The organism is Lacticaseibacillus styriensis, assembly GCF_030770295.1.
GTDB lineage: Bacteria > Bacillota > Bacilli > Lactobacillales > Lactobacillaceae > Lacticaseibacillus > Lacticaseibacillus casei.
Window position 1 is genome coordinate 2,230,538 of the sequence record NZ_CP132483.1, and the last position, 18,497, is coordinate 2,249,034.

At 49.5% G+C, this 18,497-nt stretch carries 16 protein-coding genes and 1 tRNA gene; 7 read left to right on the forward strand and 10 right to left on the reverse strand.

Translation table 11 applies throughout. The features are described 5' to 3' along the window. Positions 1-67 precede the first annotated feature (67 nt). From LACSTY_RS10540 to LACSTY_RS10550, 3 genes are all read left to right on the forward strand, one after another. Entirely contained in the window at positions 68-856 is a 789-nt protein-coding gene (locus tag LACSTY_RS10540) for a tyrosine-protein phosphatase (protein WP_010491913.1), read from the forward strand. Between the two features lie 454 nt (positions 857-1,310). Then, entirely contained in the window at positions 1,311-2,453 is a 1,143-nt protein-coding gene (gene queG / locus LACSTY_RS10545) for a tRNA epoxyqueuosine(34) reductase QueG (protein WP_087912616.1), read from the forward strand. A 39-nt stretch (positions 2,454-2,492) separates the two neighbouring features. Then, the gene (locus tag LACSTY_RS10550; protein ID WP_010491917.1) at positions 2,493-2,858 is read left to right on the forward strand and encodes a hypothetical protein; all 366 of its coding nucleotides are present in this window, start codon (positions 2,493-2,495) and stop codon (positions 2,856-2,858) included. 94 nt (positions 2,859-2,952) lie between these two features. On the opposite strand, the gene LACSTY_RS10555 is transcribed toward LACSTY_RS10550, so the two are convergent. Continuing rightward, positions 2,953-3,495 carry a biotin transporter BioY gene (locus LACSTY_RS10555; protein ID WP_087912617.1) on the reverse strand — a complete coding sequence of 181 codons (543 nt, stop codon included), beginning with the start codon at positions 3,493-3,495 and terminating at the stop codon, positions 2,953-2,955. A gap of 263 nt (positions 3,496-3,758) precedes the next feature. Beyond that, a tRNA-Asn gene (locus LACSTY_RS10560) sits at positions 3,759-3,830 on the reverse strand. Positions 3,831-4,042: 212 nt separating this feature from the next. Between LACSTY_RS10560 and LACSTY_RS10565 the strand changes: the two genes are divergently transcribed. Then, positions 4,043-4,600 (forward strand): class I SAM-dependent methyltransferase, encoded by a 558-nt coding sequence (locus LACSTY_RS10565; RefSeq protein WP_025012737.1) that lies wholly within the window; start codon positions 4,043-4,045, stop codon positions 4,598-4,600. Between the two features lie 250 nt (positions 4,601-4,850). On the opposite strand, the gene LACSTY_RS10570 is transcribed toward LACSTY_RS10565, so the two are convergent. The 3 genes from LACSTY_RS10570 to LACSTY_RS10580 all read right to left on the reverse strand — a co-directional run bounded on the left by LACSTY_RS10570 (position 4,851) and on the right by LACSTY_RS10580 (position 7,557). After that, entirely contained in the window at positions 4,851-5,906 is a 1,056-nt protein-coding gene (locus tag LACSTY_RS10570; protein WP_087912618.1) for an RlpA-like double-psi beta-barrel domain-containing protein, read from the reverse strand. Positions 5,907-6,169: 263 nt separating this feature from the next. Beyond that, the gene (locus LACSTY_RS10575) at positions 6,170-6,790 is read right to left on the reverse strand and encodes a type 1 glutamine amidotransferase (protein WP_087912619.1); all 621 of its coding nucleotides are present in this window, start codon (positions 6,788-6,790) and stop codon (positions 6,170-6,172) included. A 20-nt stretch (positions 6,791-6,810) separates the two neighbouring features. Continuing rightward, positions 6,811-7,557, reverse strand: a complete 747-nt coding sequence (locus LACSTY_RS10580) for a TIGR02452 family protein (RefSeq protein ID WP_087912620.1) — start codon at positions 7,555-7,557, stop codon at positions 6,811-6,813. A 142-nt stretch (positions 7,558-7,699) separates the two neighbouring features. On the opposite strand from LACSTY_RS10580, the gene LACSTY_RS10585 reads away from it, so the two are divergent. Beyond that, positions 7,700-9,088: a hemolysin family protein gene (locus tag LACSTY_RS10585; protein ID WP_047106347.1), complete on the forward strand. Its 1,389-nt coding sequence runs from the start codon at positions 7,700-7,702 to the stop codon at positions 9,086-9,088. Positions 9,089-9,353: 265 nt separating this feature from the next. Here the strand turns inward: LACSTY_RS10585 and LACSTY_RS10590 are convergent, their stop codons facing one another. Both LACSTY_RS10590 and LACSTY_RS10595 read right to left on the reverse strand, forming a co-directional pair. Beyond that, entirely contained in the window at positions 9,354-10,151 is a 798-nt protein-coding gene (locus LACSTY_RS10590; RefSeq protein ID WP_087912621.1) for an alpha/beta hydrolase, read from the reverse strand. Next, positions 10,138-11,139: an acyltransferase family protein gene (locus tag LACSTY_RS10595; RefSeq protein WP_087913287.1), complete on the reverse strand. Its 1,002-nt coding sequence runs from the start codon at positions 11,137-11,139 to the stop codon at positions 10,138-10,140. The genes LACSTY_RS10590 and LACSTY_RS10595 overlap by 14 nt, the downstream gene beginning before the upstream one ends. 161 nt (positions 11,140-11,300) lie before the next feature. On the opposite strand from LACSTY_RS10595, the gene LACSTY_RS10600 reads away from it, so the two are divergent. Beyond that, positions 11,301-12,758: an MDR family MFS transporter gene (locus LACSTY_RS10600; RefSeq protein ID WP_010491940.1), complete on the forward strand. Its 1,458-nt coding sequence runs from the start codon at positions 11,301-11,303 to the stop codon at positions 12,756-12,758. Further along, positions 12,755-13,258, forward strand: coding sequence for a DUF4811 domain-containing protein (locus tag LACSTY_RS10605; RefSeq protein WP_087912622.1), 504 nt, complete (start codon positions 12,755-12,757; stop codon positions 13,256-13,258). Before LACSTY_RS10600 ends, LACSTY_RS10605 begins: the two co-directional genes overlap by 4 nt. Before the next feature lie 119 nt (positions 13,259-13,377). Here LACSTY_RS10605 and LACSTY_RS10610 read toward each other — a convergent pair whose 3' ends face one another. From LACSTY_RS10610 to mutS, 3 genes are read right to left on the reverse strand one after another with little or no spacing between them, the layout of a single operon-like run. Continuing rightward, positions 13,378-13,926, reverse strand: coding sequence for a Maf family protein (locus LACSTY_RS10610; RefSeq protein WP_087912623.1), 549 nt, complete (start codon positions 13,924-13,926; stop codon positions 13,378-13,380). Further along, positions 13,923-15,878, reverse strand: coding sequence for a DNA mismatch repair endonuclease MutL (gene mutL, locus LACSTY_RS10615; protein WP_151466737.1), 1,956 nt, complete (start codon positions 15,876-15,878; stop codon positions 13,923-13,925). Before mutL ends, LACSTY_RS10610 begins: the two co-directional genes overlap by 4 nt. 4 nt (positions 15,879-15,882) lie before the next feature. Beyond that, positions 15,883-18,456 carry a DNA mismatch repair protein MutS gene (gene mutS, locus LACSTY_RS10620; RefSeq protein ID WP_087912624.1) on the reverse strand — a complete coding sequence of 858 codons (2,574 nt, stop codon included), beginning with the start codon at positions 18,454-18,456 and terminating at the stop codon, positions 15,883-15,885. Between the last annotated feature and the right edge of the window lie 41 nt (positions 18,457-18,497).

The following is an 18,497-nucleotide window of genomic DNA, read 5'->3' on the forward strand; positions in this document are numbered from 1 at the left end:
CCGTTGCCGGTCACCATCAATGTCGCGTATACTAGGGTCAAACGTTTTCACGATGGAGGAATTAAATTTGGCACCTTATGTTCTTAATATTAAACACGGCTTAAATTTTCGCGAGCTTGGCGGGTATCGGACCAAATCCGGCCAGGTGATTAAATCTCACAAAATTATCCGCTCGGCAAAACTAAGTGAATTATCTGATGAGGATTTGGATTATTTGGCCGATTATGGACTGATTTCCGACGTGGACTTTCGCTCGCCCGAGGAACAAGCGGCCGAGCCCGATCGCTATCCGAACGTCGCTGAATACCACTTCGTCCCTGTCTTCCCAACCGACGAAACCAAAAGCAGCGAACAGGCTGATGCCCTGCAAAAGAGTTTCTCCCGCGATCCGCACGCTGGTTTCGAGAATATGGTCAAAACCTACGCCGATATTGTCAAAATGCCATCCGCCCAAAAAGCCTATCGTCAATTCTTCGATATTCTGTTAAGTAACGACAGCGAAAACGGTGCTGTGCTGTTCCACTGCACAGCAGGTAAAGACCGTACCGGTATGGGCGCTGTTTATTTACTATCGGCTTTGGGGGTCGATGGTCATACGATTCGGCAAGATTATTTGGCAACCAACGACCTGATTCAGCCGATGGTCGAAAAGAATCTTGCTGCGGCACGCAAACGCGGCGCAACGGATGCGTTGCTCGCTAACATTCGTGACCTCGGTACCGTTTCGGGTGCCTTTCTCGACAGTGCATTGGCGACCATCGACGAAGAGTACGGCGGCATGAAAAATTATCTGCAAGACGCTCTGCAACTCACGCCGGCGGAAAAGCGCGACCTCCGGGAACTCTATCTTCAGTAATTAGCGATAAATTCGTCACAATCTGTTCACATTTTTCCGATATGTTAGCAGCGTCGTGAAAAAGCGATGTTCCGCCTCCTGTTCTTTTAACGAAAAACGTTGTCTGGCAATGGCTGGATGACGTTTTTTTGTGAGCGCGAGCCAGCGCGGTTAGAAGCCGGAGTGTAAGTGGCCCCAGACCACAATGGCCGGGCTTTGGCCATTGTGGTCTGGGGTCCTTACATGTAGGCTTCTGCGCTGGCGAGCGCGTTATAGAAAGTGGAAGCTACCCCTCACCAGGCCCTCAATTGTACAAATGGCAAAGAATGGTCTTTGTCCGTCACGCCTGAAGCCTCTACACGCAGGTTTCTGCGCTGGTAAACGTGTTAATGGGCTTTGGGGCGTTCTGCAATTTTGCTTTCCCGCCACCGTTTCGCTAAAATAATGACATCATCAATGTTAGGAGGTTGGCGGCATGGATCTTAAGGAAACCATTAAAAGCCACGCAAAGGAACTGGGAATTGACAAGATCGGCTTTACCACCGCCGATGATTTTGCTGCGTTAAAACCCAGTTTACTGGCTCAAAAAGCCGCTGGACATACAACCGGATTCGAACACCAGAATCTGGATGAACGGCTGTATCCAGACAAGATCTTTGACCAGCCGCAGAGTATCATTGCCATCGCGCTGGCTTATCCTTCTAAGATTCATGACCGCCCACCTCGCACCGGTCCTAAACGCGGTCGCTTTGCGCGGGCTAGTTGGGGCATTGATTATCACACCGTTTTGGATCGCAAGATGGACGCATTAATGCAATTTATCAAAGACACGGCTGCGACGGATACAGCCATCCGCTTCAAACCCATGGTCGACACTGGAGAATTAATCGATGTCGCCGTCGCCCAGCGCGCCGGGCTTGGTTTTATCGGCAAAAATGGCCTGCTAATCACGCCTGAATTTGGTTCCTATGTCTATTTAGGCGAAATCATCACGAATATTAAATTCGCACCGGATGAACCGATGGCTTGTCAATGTGGGACGTGTACCCGCTGTATTGACTTTTGTCCGCCCAAGGCACTGCTAGGCGATGGGCGGATGAACGGTCAGCGGTGCCTGTCTTACCAAACTCAAACAAAGGGGTACATGGATCCGGAATTTCGGCCGATGATTCGCAATGTCTTGTACGGCTGTGATATCTGCCAACAGGTCTGCCCGTTTAATAAAGGCAAAGATTTTCATATACATCCCGAAATGGAACCTGATCCCGACACCGTGATGCCGGAATTAATTCCCATGCTAACGCTAAGCAATAAAGGCTTTAAGACCCGCTTCGGTAAACTGGCCGGGGCATGGCGCGGGAAAAAGCCGCTGCAGCGTAACGCCATCATTGCATTAGTTAACCTTCATGATCGCAGTGCTGTTCCGCACCTACTTGAGGTCATTGAAAACGACCCCCGCCCCATGATCAGGGCAACGGCCGCGTGGGCTATTAGCGAACTGGCCGCGGCTCCCACAGCTGAACTCACGACATTTTTGAAAAATGCCCAGGCTAAGGAAACCACCGAAGAAGCTCGCACCGAGTTTCAAAACGCAATTGATCGAATCGTCCAACGCTGAGCATGTTATAATAAAGTATAAGGATGAGAGGTGCCCACATTGAAATTATATCAAGGACTGACACAGGTGCAGGTCAACGAAGAGATGGCCGATGATGCGCCAGACTTCAACATTACAACCGATCTGGTTAAACCGTTACACTATTCGCCATCGGAATTGTACCGTTATTTAGATGCTGTTCTAAAACCAGGCAGCCGTCACGATCAAAATAATCTTAAATATGTCACGGATGCCGCGTTCATCGGCGAAAACTTTGATTTCAATTCGGTGCCTTTTACGGCCAAGTTGAAGGATTTTGAATCCAAAATGGCGTTTGCCCGAAATCTCGTGAGTGACCTCAATCGCCACGTTTCGGTTAATATTAATACAAAAGATCATGCTTTTGAACTGTTGTTCGTTGATTAAAAGCCTGCAAAAACATAGCTCCGTTCAAAAAAAGTACCCTGATTCCCCACCATGCATTGACACGGTGGTAATCAAGGTACTTTTTTGTACTAGCTTACTTTGAATTCAAGGCAGGCATCACAGCCGTTAATTGTTGAACCACCAAAACGCTGAGTGCCATTTTAAGCAAATCACCTGGAATATAGATCAAAACACTCAAAAGCGCCGGAACAAATGTCATATTCGTCGTCGCAGCCAACCACGCGGCGCCCAACAATTCCGTCAGCAGCACGCCGCCCAACGTCATCCCAAGGGCTTTGGTCACCCAAGAATCTTGCTTAAGGTAATGGGTAATGCCGGCATAGGCCAGCGGTGTTAGCAACCAACCATACATGAAGCCGGCAGTCGGTCCCATGAAGACGGCGATACCGCCGCGACCACCAGTTAATACAGGAAGTCCTAGCGCCGCCAAGGCTAATAGCATCCCGATTGTGATCGTTGCTGGTCGTATAGGCAGTAACAATGCCACTAGCATAACGCCCATATTCTGCAGGACAATCGGTACCCCGAGGAAACCGATCGTAATCGGCGGAGCAAAAGCCAATCCAATTAGAACCGCCAGTAATAAACCCATTCGTGTCAACGCTTTTGTTTGCATGACGTCACCTCTCGTTCGATTTGTTTTATTTAGAATAGCATATTACGGCACACGACAACGGCAAAAATGATTGGCAGACTGTTTCTTTGGTGTTCTTTTAAAGAGTCCTCATCTGTTACTCAGTAAACTTGGTCGGTTTCGGTGACTGATTCAGCTTCGATTCTTCGTTATCGTCCCGTTTAATTCCAAATCCAGCGACTAAAGCCAGCACGTTCAAAAACATTAAAAAAAACCGTGAACGTTGTCAGCTCACGGCTTTTATCCTGCCCAGGCTGGATTCGAACCAGCGACCCTTTGATTAACAGTCAAGCATTCTACCACTGAACTACTGGGCAATTAACATGTCTATTATATTCTCATGTTTCTTAGCAGAATGCAATGCTTTTGTTTAACTTTTCCAAACTTTTTTCAGTGTTTCCTTAGACAAGCTCCCCGCCGCGTTAAATCAGGCTTCGTTACGCTGTTAACTCATCGTCGACAAACCTGCAAGATCAACCGACATCTTGGGTCTTTTTCCTCTATAATGAATGTGAAGGGTTGTGAAACTATGGACACGCCATATCCTAATATGCAAGATAATCCCAACATGCCATTCGAATCAGGTGACGATCAACCGGTGTGGCAGGCGCTCGTTAAGAAAATGCCGCCAGTAACGGATCTACGTGTGCTTGTGATTCATTGTGGTGACGGCTGGTTTTGCCGCTATGCCTTGAACCATGGTGCGGCTGCCGTACTGGGCATTGATACCGATACCGCCGCCATCCAAAGTGCCCGCGCAGTGGCCAGTTCCGATCGGCTGCGTTATCGCATCATGCCTGATCATTGGTTAAAACTGCTGACCGGCCCTTACGATCTGATTGTCGGCGCGTTTAACCAATCCCCTGCCGAGCTGCGCACCATCACCCATGTACTTAGTCAATTACTTAGCGCTAAAGGGCAGCTCATTGCAGCAGTGGCGCCGCCTAAACAGCCAACTGGTGACCAGCTTGCTGTTGATGAACTGATTAGTTCCCAACTGGTGATTAATCGGTGGTTTCAGGTCACCGATAAACGGCTGACTCAAACTGCGCAACTTTATTTGCTACTGAGTTCCCGTGTGCGGTGACTCTTCGCAAAAACGTGACAGAAACCCAGATAGTCCATGAACGACCATAAATGCGTTCTCGGGCGCAGAAGTCTGCGTATAAGGATCTTGGTCGCGATGGCCTAAACCCGGGCCATCACGCCCAAGGCCACTTATACTCCGACTTCTAACCGCGCCAGTTCACGCTCTGCAAAAAAACGCACTCGCTGCTTCCCTGTATTGGGAAACTGCGAGTGCGTTTAATTTTGTTTCATGTTAAAGGCGAATCGCTTTAGCCAACTACTTCAACTGTCGCAGAGAGAATGCCCGCTGAAGGAATCTGGTCGTTTGGCATTGCTACGTCAAGCTGACGTGGGTTGCCTGCTGCAAATGAACCTGTGTCGTTAACAACCCGGTCTAGCACCTGACCATTTGACATCGTGATGCGTAAATGGGTGCCTTTAGGGAAGACACTTAAGTTGGCGGCAACACCACCATAACCTAAGCTGCTACCCATAACAGACGGATCATAGAAACTGATCTTGAAGGTGCCTTGGTTGCTAGTTGCTTGTTGTTGGGTTGCCTGTTGAGGTTGAGCTGTCTGAACCGCTGTCTGCGTTGTCTGAACGGTTGCCTGGCTGGCAGGTTGTTGTGCCTGCTGTTGTTGAGCGGCAGCCTTAGATGCAGCAGCTTGTTGTTGCTGGAGCGCAGCTTGCGAAGTAGCGGCTGCTTGTTGTGCTTGCTGTTGGGCAGCAGCCGATTGCTGAGCTTGTTGCTGAGCAGCGGCTTGCGAAGCGGCAGCAGCTTGCTGAGCCTGTTGTTGTGCCTGTTGCTGGGCAGCTGCCTGAGCTGCACTTGATGCGGCCGCACTTGATGCTGCAGCATCTTGAGCAGCAGCGCTTGATGAAGCCTGAGCATTATTAGAAGTTGACTGAGCGGCCTGTTCAGCTGGTGACGTTGTCTGCGTCGGTGCGGCGCTTGCGTCAGCCTTCTGGGTTAACGGTGCCAGTTGCTGCAAGGTATTGATGCTCAAGTAGCGTTCTGGAACCCAACCATGATCGGCTGTTTCATACCAAATTTCTGAATAAACTTTTTTACTGTTAACAAATTTAAGATGTTCGCCAGTTGTAACGTAACGTTTTGCTTGTTGTCCCACTGTCGGCGAAGTCCAAACAGTTGTTGCGCCACCGTTATAAGTGACGTCGGCTTCCGTCTTATCACTAGCTGGTGCACTGACGGTTGTCGATTCAGTATCTTTCGTTGCTGCGCTAACGTGACTAGGTTTGGACAAAGCAACGGCGGATAAAGCAACGGCTGAGAATAATACTGTACTTAAGAGCTTTTTCATGTTCGTAATTCCTCCTGATTTCATGTGGTGACTTAACTAACTGTGGCTTAGTATAGTCAGTCAGTATTACGAACATGTATTCGCGGTGTTGCGGTTAGGTTAAGTTCTATGACAAAAGATTACATTAGGTTACATCCTTAACATTGTCAATCTCAAAAGCCCGCTGTGACGCGATTCTCATGTCAGCGGAACTTCAAAAAATCTTCGAGGATACCCTTGATTTTTCGCGCTAAGTCTAAATAAATTGCGTTTTTTGCTTATTTTTACCCAAAAAGTTGCTCAAGTAGCGCATTAAGAACCTCATGTCCCGGTGCCAAAATGGCTTCATTAACCGGGCCTTGCGGTTTGCCGGCGGCCGCCCCCATCGCTGTAATCAAGGTCGGCGTCACTTCCAGATGAAATTGCAATCCGACGATCCGATCGTGATACTTAAATCCTTGAAGTGCTTGGTCATTTTCGTATAACAGTTGGCTGCCCGGCAATCGGCTCATCGCTTCCCCATGCCAATGGAAAACGTTAAGCAGCGTCCCATCACTGGTCCTGACCGTGCCGATTCCTTCTTCCGGTTTTTCCATCGGGTAGACGTTGGCACCAAAAGCCTTGGTGATCTGCTGAGCCCCCAAGCATATGCCAAGGACTGGCCGGTTCAGTTTGTTTAAACTGCGAATCAAAATCCGTTCGGCTGCTAGCCAGGCCAGATCGTCATTGACGCTCATGGGGCCGCCAAGCACAATCAACCCATCAATGTCTGCCGGATTCAGTTGCGCAATCGGATCCCCTTGATCAGGGCGGTAAGTGACAGTTTCAATTGAATGCTTATCGGCCCAGTCTTGAATGACCCCTAAGCCTTCAGCATCCGCGTGTTGCATGACCGTGAGTTTCATCGGTTAATTCCTTTCTTTCTTTATTCGTCTTCACCTTTTAAAGCAGCCGCAAATGACTTAATCGTTCTCATCTGCGGATCGTAAATTGCAAAATAAACGCGTTTGAATGCGCCAGCAAACTCCGGTAACAGCAACGCCTTCCGAAAAACGCCGGCAACCGGTTTAACTGGGTTACCAAAAACGCCGGTACCAAATGCTCCCAAAATCAACTGGTCAACGTCATGCGCTTTAAACGCCCGCAGCGTCTGTAAAACCTTAAATGCAATATCTTTCATGGCTGTCGCGTCATCTAATTGCGGATCGACGCGACGATCAGGTGCGGCCACGGTGACGATATCGACATATTTTTTTGGCAAACGGCGGCCCTGATCGTCAAAAACCTGGCGCACATGTTCTGCATAAATAAGTTTTGAGCTAAACAGGCCGCGATTAGGCTGTTTGCAGTTCTGATCATAATAATCCGCCATGTACTGTTCCAGCGCCGGCACCAAAAATGTTCCCTTCGCAATCGCTTCTTCCTGCGCCCGCGCGCCAAACGCCACACCACCGCCTGGATGAACCGGACTGGCAAAGTTCATCACGCCGACTTTGCCAGTCAACTCACTCATTAGTTGAAAAACATCCACGTTGCGAATCGCAATCTGCGGCATTTCCGTCCCTGTTGCCGGTGTCCGTGGCAGCGGTTTGCTAATCAGCTGGGTTTTGGGCATTTCCGGCTCGGCTTTAAAAACCTTCATTGTTTCCCAATACATTTTGACTTGTTCCATTTCGGCTTCTCCCCTCGAATCGCATACTCGTTGATACCAGCATAACGCACAATATAGAAGCAATCGATGAATTATCGTTCATTTGGCTCATTCAATGTTAAAATTAAGTTTGTAAAGCTACATGAAATGAGGAATGGAATACATGGAAAGTGGCCAAATCGTCCCCAATTTATTGGTGATGCTCGTCACCTTTTTCTTCGCAGCGTTTTTTGTTGCCTGTGAATTTGCATTGGTTCAAAGTCGTCCGAGTGCCTTGGAAGAGATGATCGACAAAGGCACGGGCCGCAAAGCGAAAATTGAGCGCGCCTTGCGTATGGTTCACAACTTAAATGAGTATCTGTCAACGACCCAGGTTGGTGTTTCGCTGGCCGGCATCATTTTAGGGTGGATCGGGGAAACCACCGTTGAATTCTTGCTGGTTGATCTGTTTGGCTTGACCCACTTAAGTTTGCCAAATGGCAGCCTGCATGCGGTCGGCGCTATTTTGGGGGTTATTATTTTAACCTACTTGGAAGTGGTGCTCACCGAAATTGTTCCGAAAAACATTTCTATTGATTATCCAATTAAAACGTTAATGCTGGTTGTGACGCCGCTACATTACTTCCATATCTTGTTCTTCCCATTTGTCTGGTTGCTGAACGTCAGCGCCACCGGCATTGTCAAAATGATGGGCATGAAGCCAGCCGATGAAGGTAACGAGGCCTTCTCCCAAGCCGAAATTCTGAACCTTAGTAAGAATGCTGTTACTTCCGGCGACATGGAACAAAATGATGTCATTTATATGCAGCGGGCATTTGAGCTCAATGACAAAACGGCCAAAGACATCATGGTTGACCGTACCAGCCTGTTTGTGATCGATATTAATACCACTGTTAAGGAAGCCTTGCGCGACTATCTAACTCAAGGCTATAGCCGGTTCCCGGTTGTGGCAAACGGTGACAAAGATAAGATTCTGGGGTATGTCTACATCTATGATCTCGTCAAGCAAGGGCAAGTCGATCCATCCGTGAAAGTCTCCAAGCTGCTGCGTTCGATTATCAATGTGCCTGAAGTTACCCCGATTCACAATATTTTGACGCAAATGATCAAGAAACAAACGCCAATTGTTGTGGTCGTCGATGAATACGGTGGCACTAGCGGCATCGTCACTGATAAAGATATTTATGAAGAGCTGTTTGGTACGGTTAAAGATGAAATCGACGATGTCTCCGACGAGTACATTCGGAAAACCGACGATCCCAAAGTCTTTCGGGTCAGCGGCAAGACGACACTCTGGGACTTTGAACGTTTCTTCCACACTAATATCAAAGCGTTCACGGATTCCGAGATCATCACCATTGCTGGCTTTATCATGGAAACGCATCCCGATCTGAAGTTGCATGACAAAGTCAAAATCGATCACTTCAACTTCACCGTCGCTGATTTCTCCCGCGGCTTCGCCAACTGGTTTGACGTCACCCAGGATCCAAAACCGGTCAAGCAAACCGTTGCTGAGGAAGTTAAAGAGGCAAAAGATAAGAAGCAGGATTAGTTTTCAGCGTTAAGCTCACAAATTGCAACTAACATGTGTTTAAACAGTCTAATATTCATGACTAAAGTGTAAAAAAGACCAATTGACCGTACATTGCGATCAATTGGTCTTTTTTTCATGAACGATTCTTGTTTGTATAGGGATTGAGATCTTAGTGCCAAAGCGGAGCAATCGTAGGCCAGATGGGGATCAGCTGTGCCCACCGCTCTAGCTTCGCGTCGCCACCCCAGCTGGCCGGAGATTGCGGAGTTTGGCACGACCAAAGTCACTTTCCCCAGATAAACTGCAACATCGCGCGGTCAACCGTCACATTGTGTTCATGGAGCTGGCTGTGTTGGGCATGGGGGCCAGTGACTTCAAGTGTCTGATACTTGGTGAGGCCACGAAGCAGATAGCCTAAGCTCAAGGCAGAGTTGACGCTCACAACAGTATCGGTATCCGTACCGTCTTGAACATTGCCGTAAATATTCAACACCGACTTAGCGCGGAAATGCGTGCGGTCCTTCAATAACCGCGCATACTCAGGCCGAATCAGGTTCGGCCGCCCATCTGCTGCAAGCTGTAACTGATGTGGCTGGTCATTCCAGCCGAGCAAGCCGTCATACGGGCCGGCAATCGCAACGACTTTTTCCAATTCAATCGGCGTTTGCGCCATCGCCGCCGCAATGACAGCATAGGCGCCCATACTGTGGCCCACGGCGTTTAATTTCACCACGCCATAGCGCTCATGCAGCATCGTGAAAATTTTAGCCAGCCATTGACTGTCTACTTCCTCGCCAGCGGTGTTGTTTTGAAAAATCACCTGAATAATCGGCGCGGCAGTGGTGTGTAACGTCCCACGAACATCTAACTGCCCGGTCGGACTCACCGTAATCACCATACTGCGCTTAGCCACCCCCGCAGCCTCAGCACCTTCAATCAGCTGATTGGTCGAAAAAGCCGTGCCCCGATAACCGTGAACAAAAATGGTCGGTGTCGTGTCCGCTTCCACCAATTGTGTGCCTGGCGCCAGCCCAACGAGTAAAATCACCACGACCAGCAACAATCTTTTAACTAAACGCATATAATCCCCCGTCTTGCCAACGTTCCCGAACGCAGCGGCCCGCATAAGCAAGGAAAAGAGGAATTGTGACACCGGCAATCACCAAAACAAGTATATTGGGATCACCGATCTTCTCCAAAATATAACCGACCGCTTTATGACCATACATTATAGGTAGTGTACTACGGCCAATGCGATCTAACCAGTTTCCTGCAAAAGTTCCTGACACTATTTTGGCTCCAGCAAATAAACCGCCGCAGATGATGACTGGCGCCCATCCCGCCAGAAGTGGATCAGTTAAGTGATGGGATTTCATATAAAGCAAAAAGTCGATTTGGCCACGCGACTGGGCAGTAAACAGCACTGCGAAAAGGCCGACAGCGACCACCATAAACCACGGCTTGGTGACAATTTGCCGGGCATAATGGAATAACCACCAGCCGACAAACATATACGGCAAAGCAACCAGTACTAAATCAAGGTTGCCTGGAATCGGAAATCCTAAAACTGCCTCAGCGTTAGGATAACTGAACCCTAACCAGAAAAGTCCGGCCATTAAAACCGCCTCTTGCCAGACTTTTGGCATATAGCCACGTAATAGACTAAACAGCAAACTACTGAAGGCATAAACTGTCATAAACCAAAAGACCGATAAATAACCATTCAGTTCGGTTCCGCCATAAACCAGTCGCCGCAAATAATCCAGGGTAAATGCAGGCGTGCGTTGCTCAACCACAAAATTCAGCAAAATCAGCCCCACGCCGTAGCCAAAATACTGCTTGAACATTGGCCAGAACCGCCGCCTCAGATAATCTCTTAAAGTCGGCAACGTTGTCGGCTTGACGAAGAAACCGCCAATCATAAAGAACAATGGCATATGCCACCAATATAAGCTTTCATAAAACGTTGTATTGCGAGGATAGAAATGCCCCAACACAACTGCAATGATTCCGAGGCCCTTGGCAACATCAATCCATTCAATGCGTTGATGCGTCGATTGGACTTTCACGTTTTGAAACGCCCCTTCCGTATTCATTAACTTACTTTTAGGCTAACAAGTCGCAACGATGTTTTTTTGATACCTTTTTAAAGATTTTGTGAAGGCCATTCACCCAAACCTGCTGTTGACGTGCTAGACTGGATTATAACGTTTTTAGAAAGGACACGATTTTGTTGACACCAACTGATGTTAATGGGCATCCATATAATCGTTTGCTACTTGTCATCACCCTATTGATCGGCACGTTTACGACCTTCTTAACTCAAACCATTCTCACCACGGCTTATCCGACACTGATGGCTGATTTTCATATTAGCGCCAGCGCGGTTCAGTGGCTGACAACCGGCTTCATGTTAATTATGGGCATCATGATTCCTGTTTCGGCGTGGTTGTTGGATAAATTCAACGTCAAGCACCTTTATCTGACGGCCATGACCATTTTCTTCTTAGGTTCGCTGATTTGCTGGCTTGCCGGCGATTTTCAGATGCTGCTGGCCGGCCGCCTCATCCAGGCGATTGGTGTCGGCATGTCCATGCCCACCTTTCAGACCGTGATGTTCACTATCTTCCCGCCGGAAAAACGCGGCAGCGCCATGGGCTTAGCGGGCATCGTCATTGGCTTGGCTCCGGCAATCGGTCCGACGCTTTCCGGCTGGATTTTGCTGCATCATACCTGGCGGGCGTTATTCGCCGTCATCATGCCAATTGCTGCCGGGGTTGTGTTACTGGCCACTTACAGCATGCGGAAAGTTTTGCCGACGTCACATCCCAAGATCGACGTACCATCAATTATTGCTTCGACGCTTGGGTTTGGCGGCTTATTGTATGGCTTCTCAACAGTCGGCGATGCCGGCTGGACGGACACCCAGGTTCTGATCAGTCTCGCGATTGGCATTATCTTTGTCGCCTTGTTCTGCTGGCGACAACTGCATCTCAAAACACCGCTACTGGAATTGCGAGTCTTTAAATCCAAGACCTTCACGTTAAGTGTCATTTTGACCGCGGTCGCCTTTATGTCGATGGTCGGGGTTGAAATGGTGCTGCCGATGTATATTCAGACAATTCGTGGCGAAAGTGCCTTTCATTCCGGGATGATTTTGTTCCCGGGGGCAATTATGATGGGGATCATGAGTCCGATCACCGGCCGGATTTTCGATCGAATTGGCGCCAAACGTTTGGCTGTCGCTGGCCTGTTTCTGCTGGTCGCCGGCACCTTGCCGTTGATGACGTTAACTGAAACCACGCCGCTGATTTATATCACGACAGTTTATACCGTGCGGATGTTCGGGATCACCATGGTCACCATGCCGGTCACGACTGCCGGGATGAACGCCTTACCAACGCATTTAATCAACCACGGAACGGCCGTGAACAACACGATTCGGCAAGTGGCGGCATCGATCGGGACTGCGATCCTGGTCTCTGTTTTGTCGGTCGTCACCAAGGGCGCAACGCCGGCAGCTAGCGGCAAGGCCCTTGATCCGATTGATTACGCCAACGCGCTACATCAGGCTACCTTGGCTGGCTATCGGGCGGCTTTTGCCGTTTCGTTGGTCATGGCAGCGCTAGGCTTAATACTGAGCTTCTTCTTGAAAAATGACGCCATGGATCGGAGGGACGCCTCATGATTATCTTATTGTTGATCATCGGTGCCATCGCCTTTTTCTGGGCTGTCGTGTTAATGAAACCCAGTCGGCAGCGGCCATTAGCCATCATTGTCAGTGGCTTGCTGGTTTTAGGCCCGATTGCTTTGTTGAGTGTGAATGATCTTTACCATGTTGGTTTTACGATTGACGAAACCACCGAGTTGCAACCACTGGCACCCATGAATGACCAATTGCAGATTATCAGCCAGCCCATCGGTACGGCTAAAAAACATATTGCTTACCGCTACCGGATTTCCGGCGACGCCATCGATCACACAGTCAAGCCAAGTGCCACCATCAAGACGAAACTGAAACACGGCACCATTCCGCAAGTCGCTGTCACCGAGCAGAAACTCAAATACAGCAACGTCTTTGCCGCCATCATGTTTGCCGGTTCCGGCGAACAAGGCAAAACCATCGGCAAGGTCTACATCTTCACCCTACCAAGCAACTGGCAGGTTGTGCAGTCGCCTAAAGGCTAAGTGACGCAGCTTATCGTCTGTAACATTCTAAATGAATGAATTAAAAATGACCGAGTCTGCCGTAAAAGAATCTGGCAACTCGGTCATTTTGTACTTTTGATTCGTCTAACCCATCTGGATTAAGCCAACAACATGCGATACAACGTGCTGATCGGTAGACCCATCACATTGTAAAAATCGCCGTCAATAGATTTAACCAGCAAGGCTCCGGCATCTTGAATTCCGTATGCGCCGGCCTTGTCTTGATAAGCATCTTCCTGCAAATAGGACTCGACTTCTGCTTCCTCAAGTGGCCAAAAGGTAACGTCAGTGCCCACGACTTGTTGACGCACCGTGCCATTGTCCAGGCGCACCCACAAGCCGGTATACACTTGATGGGTTTGGCCGCCAAGTGCGGTAATCATTTGCTTGGCTTCTTGCCGGCTATGTGGCTTGCCCAGCAATTTGCCCTGAAACGCCACCATGGTATCTGCCGCAATAATCGTAGCGCCCGGATAGCTGGGCACCAACGATTCGCCTTTTGCCTTCGCGAGACTCTGGACATATTCTGGCGGCGCTAAAACCGGCAGCGCCCGTTCATTAATCGTGGCTGGATGGCTCTCAAAACTGGGAATAATTCGCTTGAGCAATTCCTGCCGCCGCGGTGAGTGACTTGCCAATATGATCATGCCTGCATTTCCCCGCTTTCATGACTATCTTGAATCCGTTTGAACATTTTCTCCAGATCCGTATTGGAAAAGTGCACCAGAACCGGCCGACCATGGGGGCAATTAAATGGGTTCTCGCATTGCGGCAGTTTTTGAATCAGTGCGCGCGCCTGCTTGTCGTCCAGATGATGATTAGCCTTGATGGCCCGTTTACAGCTCATCATGATGGCGGTTTTTTCCCGAAACGCCGCCACCGTTATTTTACCGTCGCGCAGCACCCAATCCACCATTTCCTTGATCGTATCCTCTTCCTGACCGGCCTTAAACCAAGTCGGATGATGTTCGACCACGAAACTATTTTGGCCGAAGTCTTCCAGATACAGGCCGACCGATTCCAAAACATCGCGGTGCGTCCGAATATCAATCGCATCGGCGGCGGAGTAATCCAGGACAATCGGCACTAACAAGTGTTGCTGATCGGTGCCGACTTTGCCGATTTCCTGACGATAAAATTCGTAGTTGACCCGCTCCTGAGCGGCATGCTGATCCAAAATATACAGACCGTCGCTGGACTCAGCTAGCAAGTAAGTGCCGTGAACCTGCGCCAAATACGTTAAGTCCGGAAATCGCTCAGCTGGTTCGTTCCGCTTCAGATCTTGCGCTGGCAAGTCTTCCACCAGCGCTGGCGCTACATTGGCATCCAACTGCTGATAACGCTGATCCCACGCAGCCAGCCGTTGCGGTTCGCTAAAGATTGGCCGATCATCCAAATCATCCATGGTTAAGTCCGGCGCTGTCTCAGCAGACGGCGTTGATCCAGCTTGAGGCGTATTTACAGGCTGGTCATGGGTTTCTTCGCGTAGTTCAGTTCCCTGCGGCGGCGTTGGTGCAGCTGTTTTCGGGCTGATTTTATTCAGCGTTAATTCCAGCTGATCCAGGTCATAGTGCTCACGTTTAGGCAGGTTATCCAACGCGTCTGGAATGAGATTTTCTTTTGCTAACCGACTCCGAATCGCTTCACTCAGCAGATGGCTGAGCTGATCTTCCTTGCTCAGACGCACTTCCGCTTTCGTCGGATGCACGTTGACATCAACCAAGGCCGCATCCATCTGAATCGTGATGACACCCATCGGATACCGCCCGACCATGAGTTTGGAGCCGTAGCCGGCAATCACGGCTTTGGTGAGCTGAAAATTCTTGATGTAACGGCCGTTGACGACCAGGCTCAAGTAATTGCGCGAGGCCCGCGTGGTCTCCGGCAAACTGGTCAAGCCGCTCACCTGAAAATCAAGATCCTGTGCCTGAAAGTCAACCATGGACCGTGCTACCGGTAAGCCATAGATCCCCGCAAGTGTCTGCCGCAGATCGCCTTGACCCGCAGTCCGGACGACCATATTGCCATCGTGCGACACCGTAAAGGCAATGCCAGGGTTAGCCAAGGCCAGCCGACTGACGATATCGACAATTTTCCCTAGCTCCGTCTGCTGTGACTTCATGTACTTCAAGCGAGCTGGCGTATTGAAGAACAGATCGGACACTTCAACATCCGTGCCCCGGCGATGAGCTGCAGTCGTTTGATCCTCAACTTTGCCACCCTTCACGTGGATCTTGGCGCCAATGCCGGAATCCGTTGCGGTCGTTAAGGTGACATCGGCAACCGCCGCAATACTGGCCAAAGCTTCACCGCGAAACCCTAACGAATGCACATTAAACAAATCCCGCGTCGTCAGAATTTTGCTCGTCGCATGGCGCAAAAAGGCAGTCGCCACATCGTCAGGATCAATCCCGATCCCGTTGTCGCTGACCTGTATTTTCTGCAAGCCCGCCGCCGATACCTTCACGTCAATCTGGGTTGCCTGGGCATCGATACTGTTTTCCACTAATTCTTTGACCACGCTGGCTGGGCGTTCGATAACTTCCCCGGCAGCAATCTGGTTACTTAACGTGGCCGATAGCTGATGAATTTTTGGCATAAAATCACTTCTTCTTTAAACGTTTCTGAAGGTCGAAAATCAAATTCATGGCGTCCATTGGCGTCGCATCCATCAAATCAAACTTAGCTAGTTTCGCCAAAATCGGACTGTTCTTCGGTTGCGGTTTAGGTTCTTCAAAAAGCGACAATTGTTGGTCCGTCACCTGGCTTGCGGCTGACGGCACGGTTTTTTCCGGTGTCGCGGCTTCAAGCTGCTTCAGAATCGTATCGGCGCGATCCAATAAATCTGGCGGCAAGCCGGCCAACTTCGCCACATGGATCCCATAACTTTTATCTGCCGGTCCCGGCATCATTTTATGCAGGAAAACCAGGTTGCCATGTTCTTCAACCGCGCCGACATGGACATTCTTGAGTTTCGCAAGCGAATCCGACAGACTGGTCAATTCGTGATAATGCGTGGAAAAGAGCGTCTTAGCGTGCACGTGATCATGCAGATATTCGATGATCGCCTGTGCCAGCGCCATGCCGTCATAAGTCGCCGTTCCTCGCCCGATTTCATCAAAGAGAATCAGACTTGAAGCCGTTGCATGACTCAGTGCCGCATTGGCCTCCAACATTTCGACCATAAAGGTACTTTCCCCATTCGCCAAGTCGTCAGCCGCACCGATACGGGTGAAGATTTGATCAAAAATCGGTAAGTCCGCGGCATCAGCCGGAACAAATGATCCGGCCTGCGCCATGATCACAATTAGCGCCAACTGCCGCATATAGGTACTTTTCCCGGACATGTTGGGGCCGGTAATCAGTAGCATGTCCGTATCCTGATCCATAATAACATCGTTAGGGATATAGCTATCTTGCCCCAAAACATGTTCGACAACCGGATGGCGGCCGCCTTTAACATTAATATCGTGGGTGCCGGCATGCATCGTCGGCCGGACATAGTGATTGTTTTCAGCCACTGTCGCAAAACTTTGCAAGACATCCAATGCCGAAATCTGGGCGGCTAACGCTTGGAGTCGTTTAATCTGAGCTTTGACCTGATCGCGAATATCCTGAAAAAGATCATACTCCAGCGCGGTTGAACTTTCCTGGGCTTCAAGAATCAAGGTTTCTTTTTCCTTCAGCTCAGGCGTGATAAACCGTTCGGCATTTGTCAGCGTCTGTTTGCGCTCGTAGCGGCCTTCCGGTACCTTGTCCAAATTGGACTTAGTAACCTCGATAAAGTAGCCAAACACCTTGTTATACCGGATTTTCAAATTGTGGATACCGGTGGCCTTGCGCTCTGACGCTTCCAATTCCGCAATCCACTGCTTGGAATTCTTCATGGCATCGCGGTACTCGTCTAACTTCTTATTGTAGCCGCGTAAAATCAGGCCGCCGTCGGTCACCGAAATCGGCGGCTCCGGCTCGATCGCCCGGCGAATCAACCCGGCAACATCACTGACTGGGTCGATTTTACCGCGAAGTGCCTTAAAACTGCCATCATCAAGCTTGCTTAAGACATCCTGAATCGCCGGCACCTGATCAAGTGAAGTTTGCAGCTGAATCAAGTCGCGCCCGTTAACCGTACCAAAAGCCACGCGACCGGCTAACCGCTCCAGATCATAAACCTTCGTCAGACGTTCCTGTAACTCGCTACGTTCAAAAAAGTGATCCAGCAAGTCCTGAACTTGATTTTGTCGTACGCTGATCGCACCAATATCCAACAGCGGCCGTTCCAACCACTGCTTCAGCAAACGCCCGCCCATCGCGGTTTTCGTTGCGTCCAATAAAGATAGTAACGTATCGCCTTTGCGCCCGGTGCGGCTATTTTGCAGAATATCAAGATTGCTGCGGGCATCCTGATCCATTTCCAGATATGCTGACGGTTGGTAGGCCACGGCCTTTTGGATATGGGCCAGACTGCGCTTCTGCGTATTCAGTAAATAAGCCATCAGCATTTGCACAACCGCGGCTTCGGCCGGATCGGTCAGATCTTGCGACACATAACTGCCTTCACTCGTGGGCTGACTGTCAGGCTGAACCGACAACAAACGCTCGCCTTTTTTCAACATGGCTGCGTCATCATCGGTCAGGTCTTCTGGCACCACAATCTCTTTGGTTGCGAGCGCACTCAGCTCATTTTGCAAAGCGAATTTACTTTTGAGATCAGTTACTTTCAGCTCACCGGTGGAAACATCGCCATAAGCAAAGGCATAACCGCCTGCGTGTGGCAAAACAGCAGTAATGTAATTGTTTGTCTTCGCGGCACCGGCTTTGATGTCGACATTGGTCCCCGGGGTAATCAACTGGATCACCGCGCGCTTGACCATCCCAACGGCTTTTTTAGGATCTTCCATTTGCTCACAGATAGCGACTTTATACCCATGATCAATCAGAATATCAACATAACTCTGCACCGCATGATGCGGCACCCCCGCCATCGGAATCGGATCATCCGCACTCTTATTCCGTGCCGTCAACGTCAGCTCAAGCAACTGTGCGCCTTTAATGGCATCATCGTTGAATAATTCATAAAAATCGCCAATTCGATAAAATAAAAATGCATCCGGATACTGCGCCTTAATCGCATTATACTGTTGCATCATTGGCGTATCACTGGTTTTTTGCGGCACAAACTTCACCCTTTGTCTTTGACTATCTCTGACGTTCTATA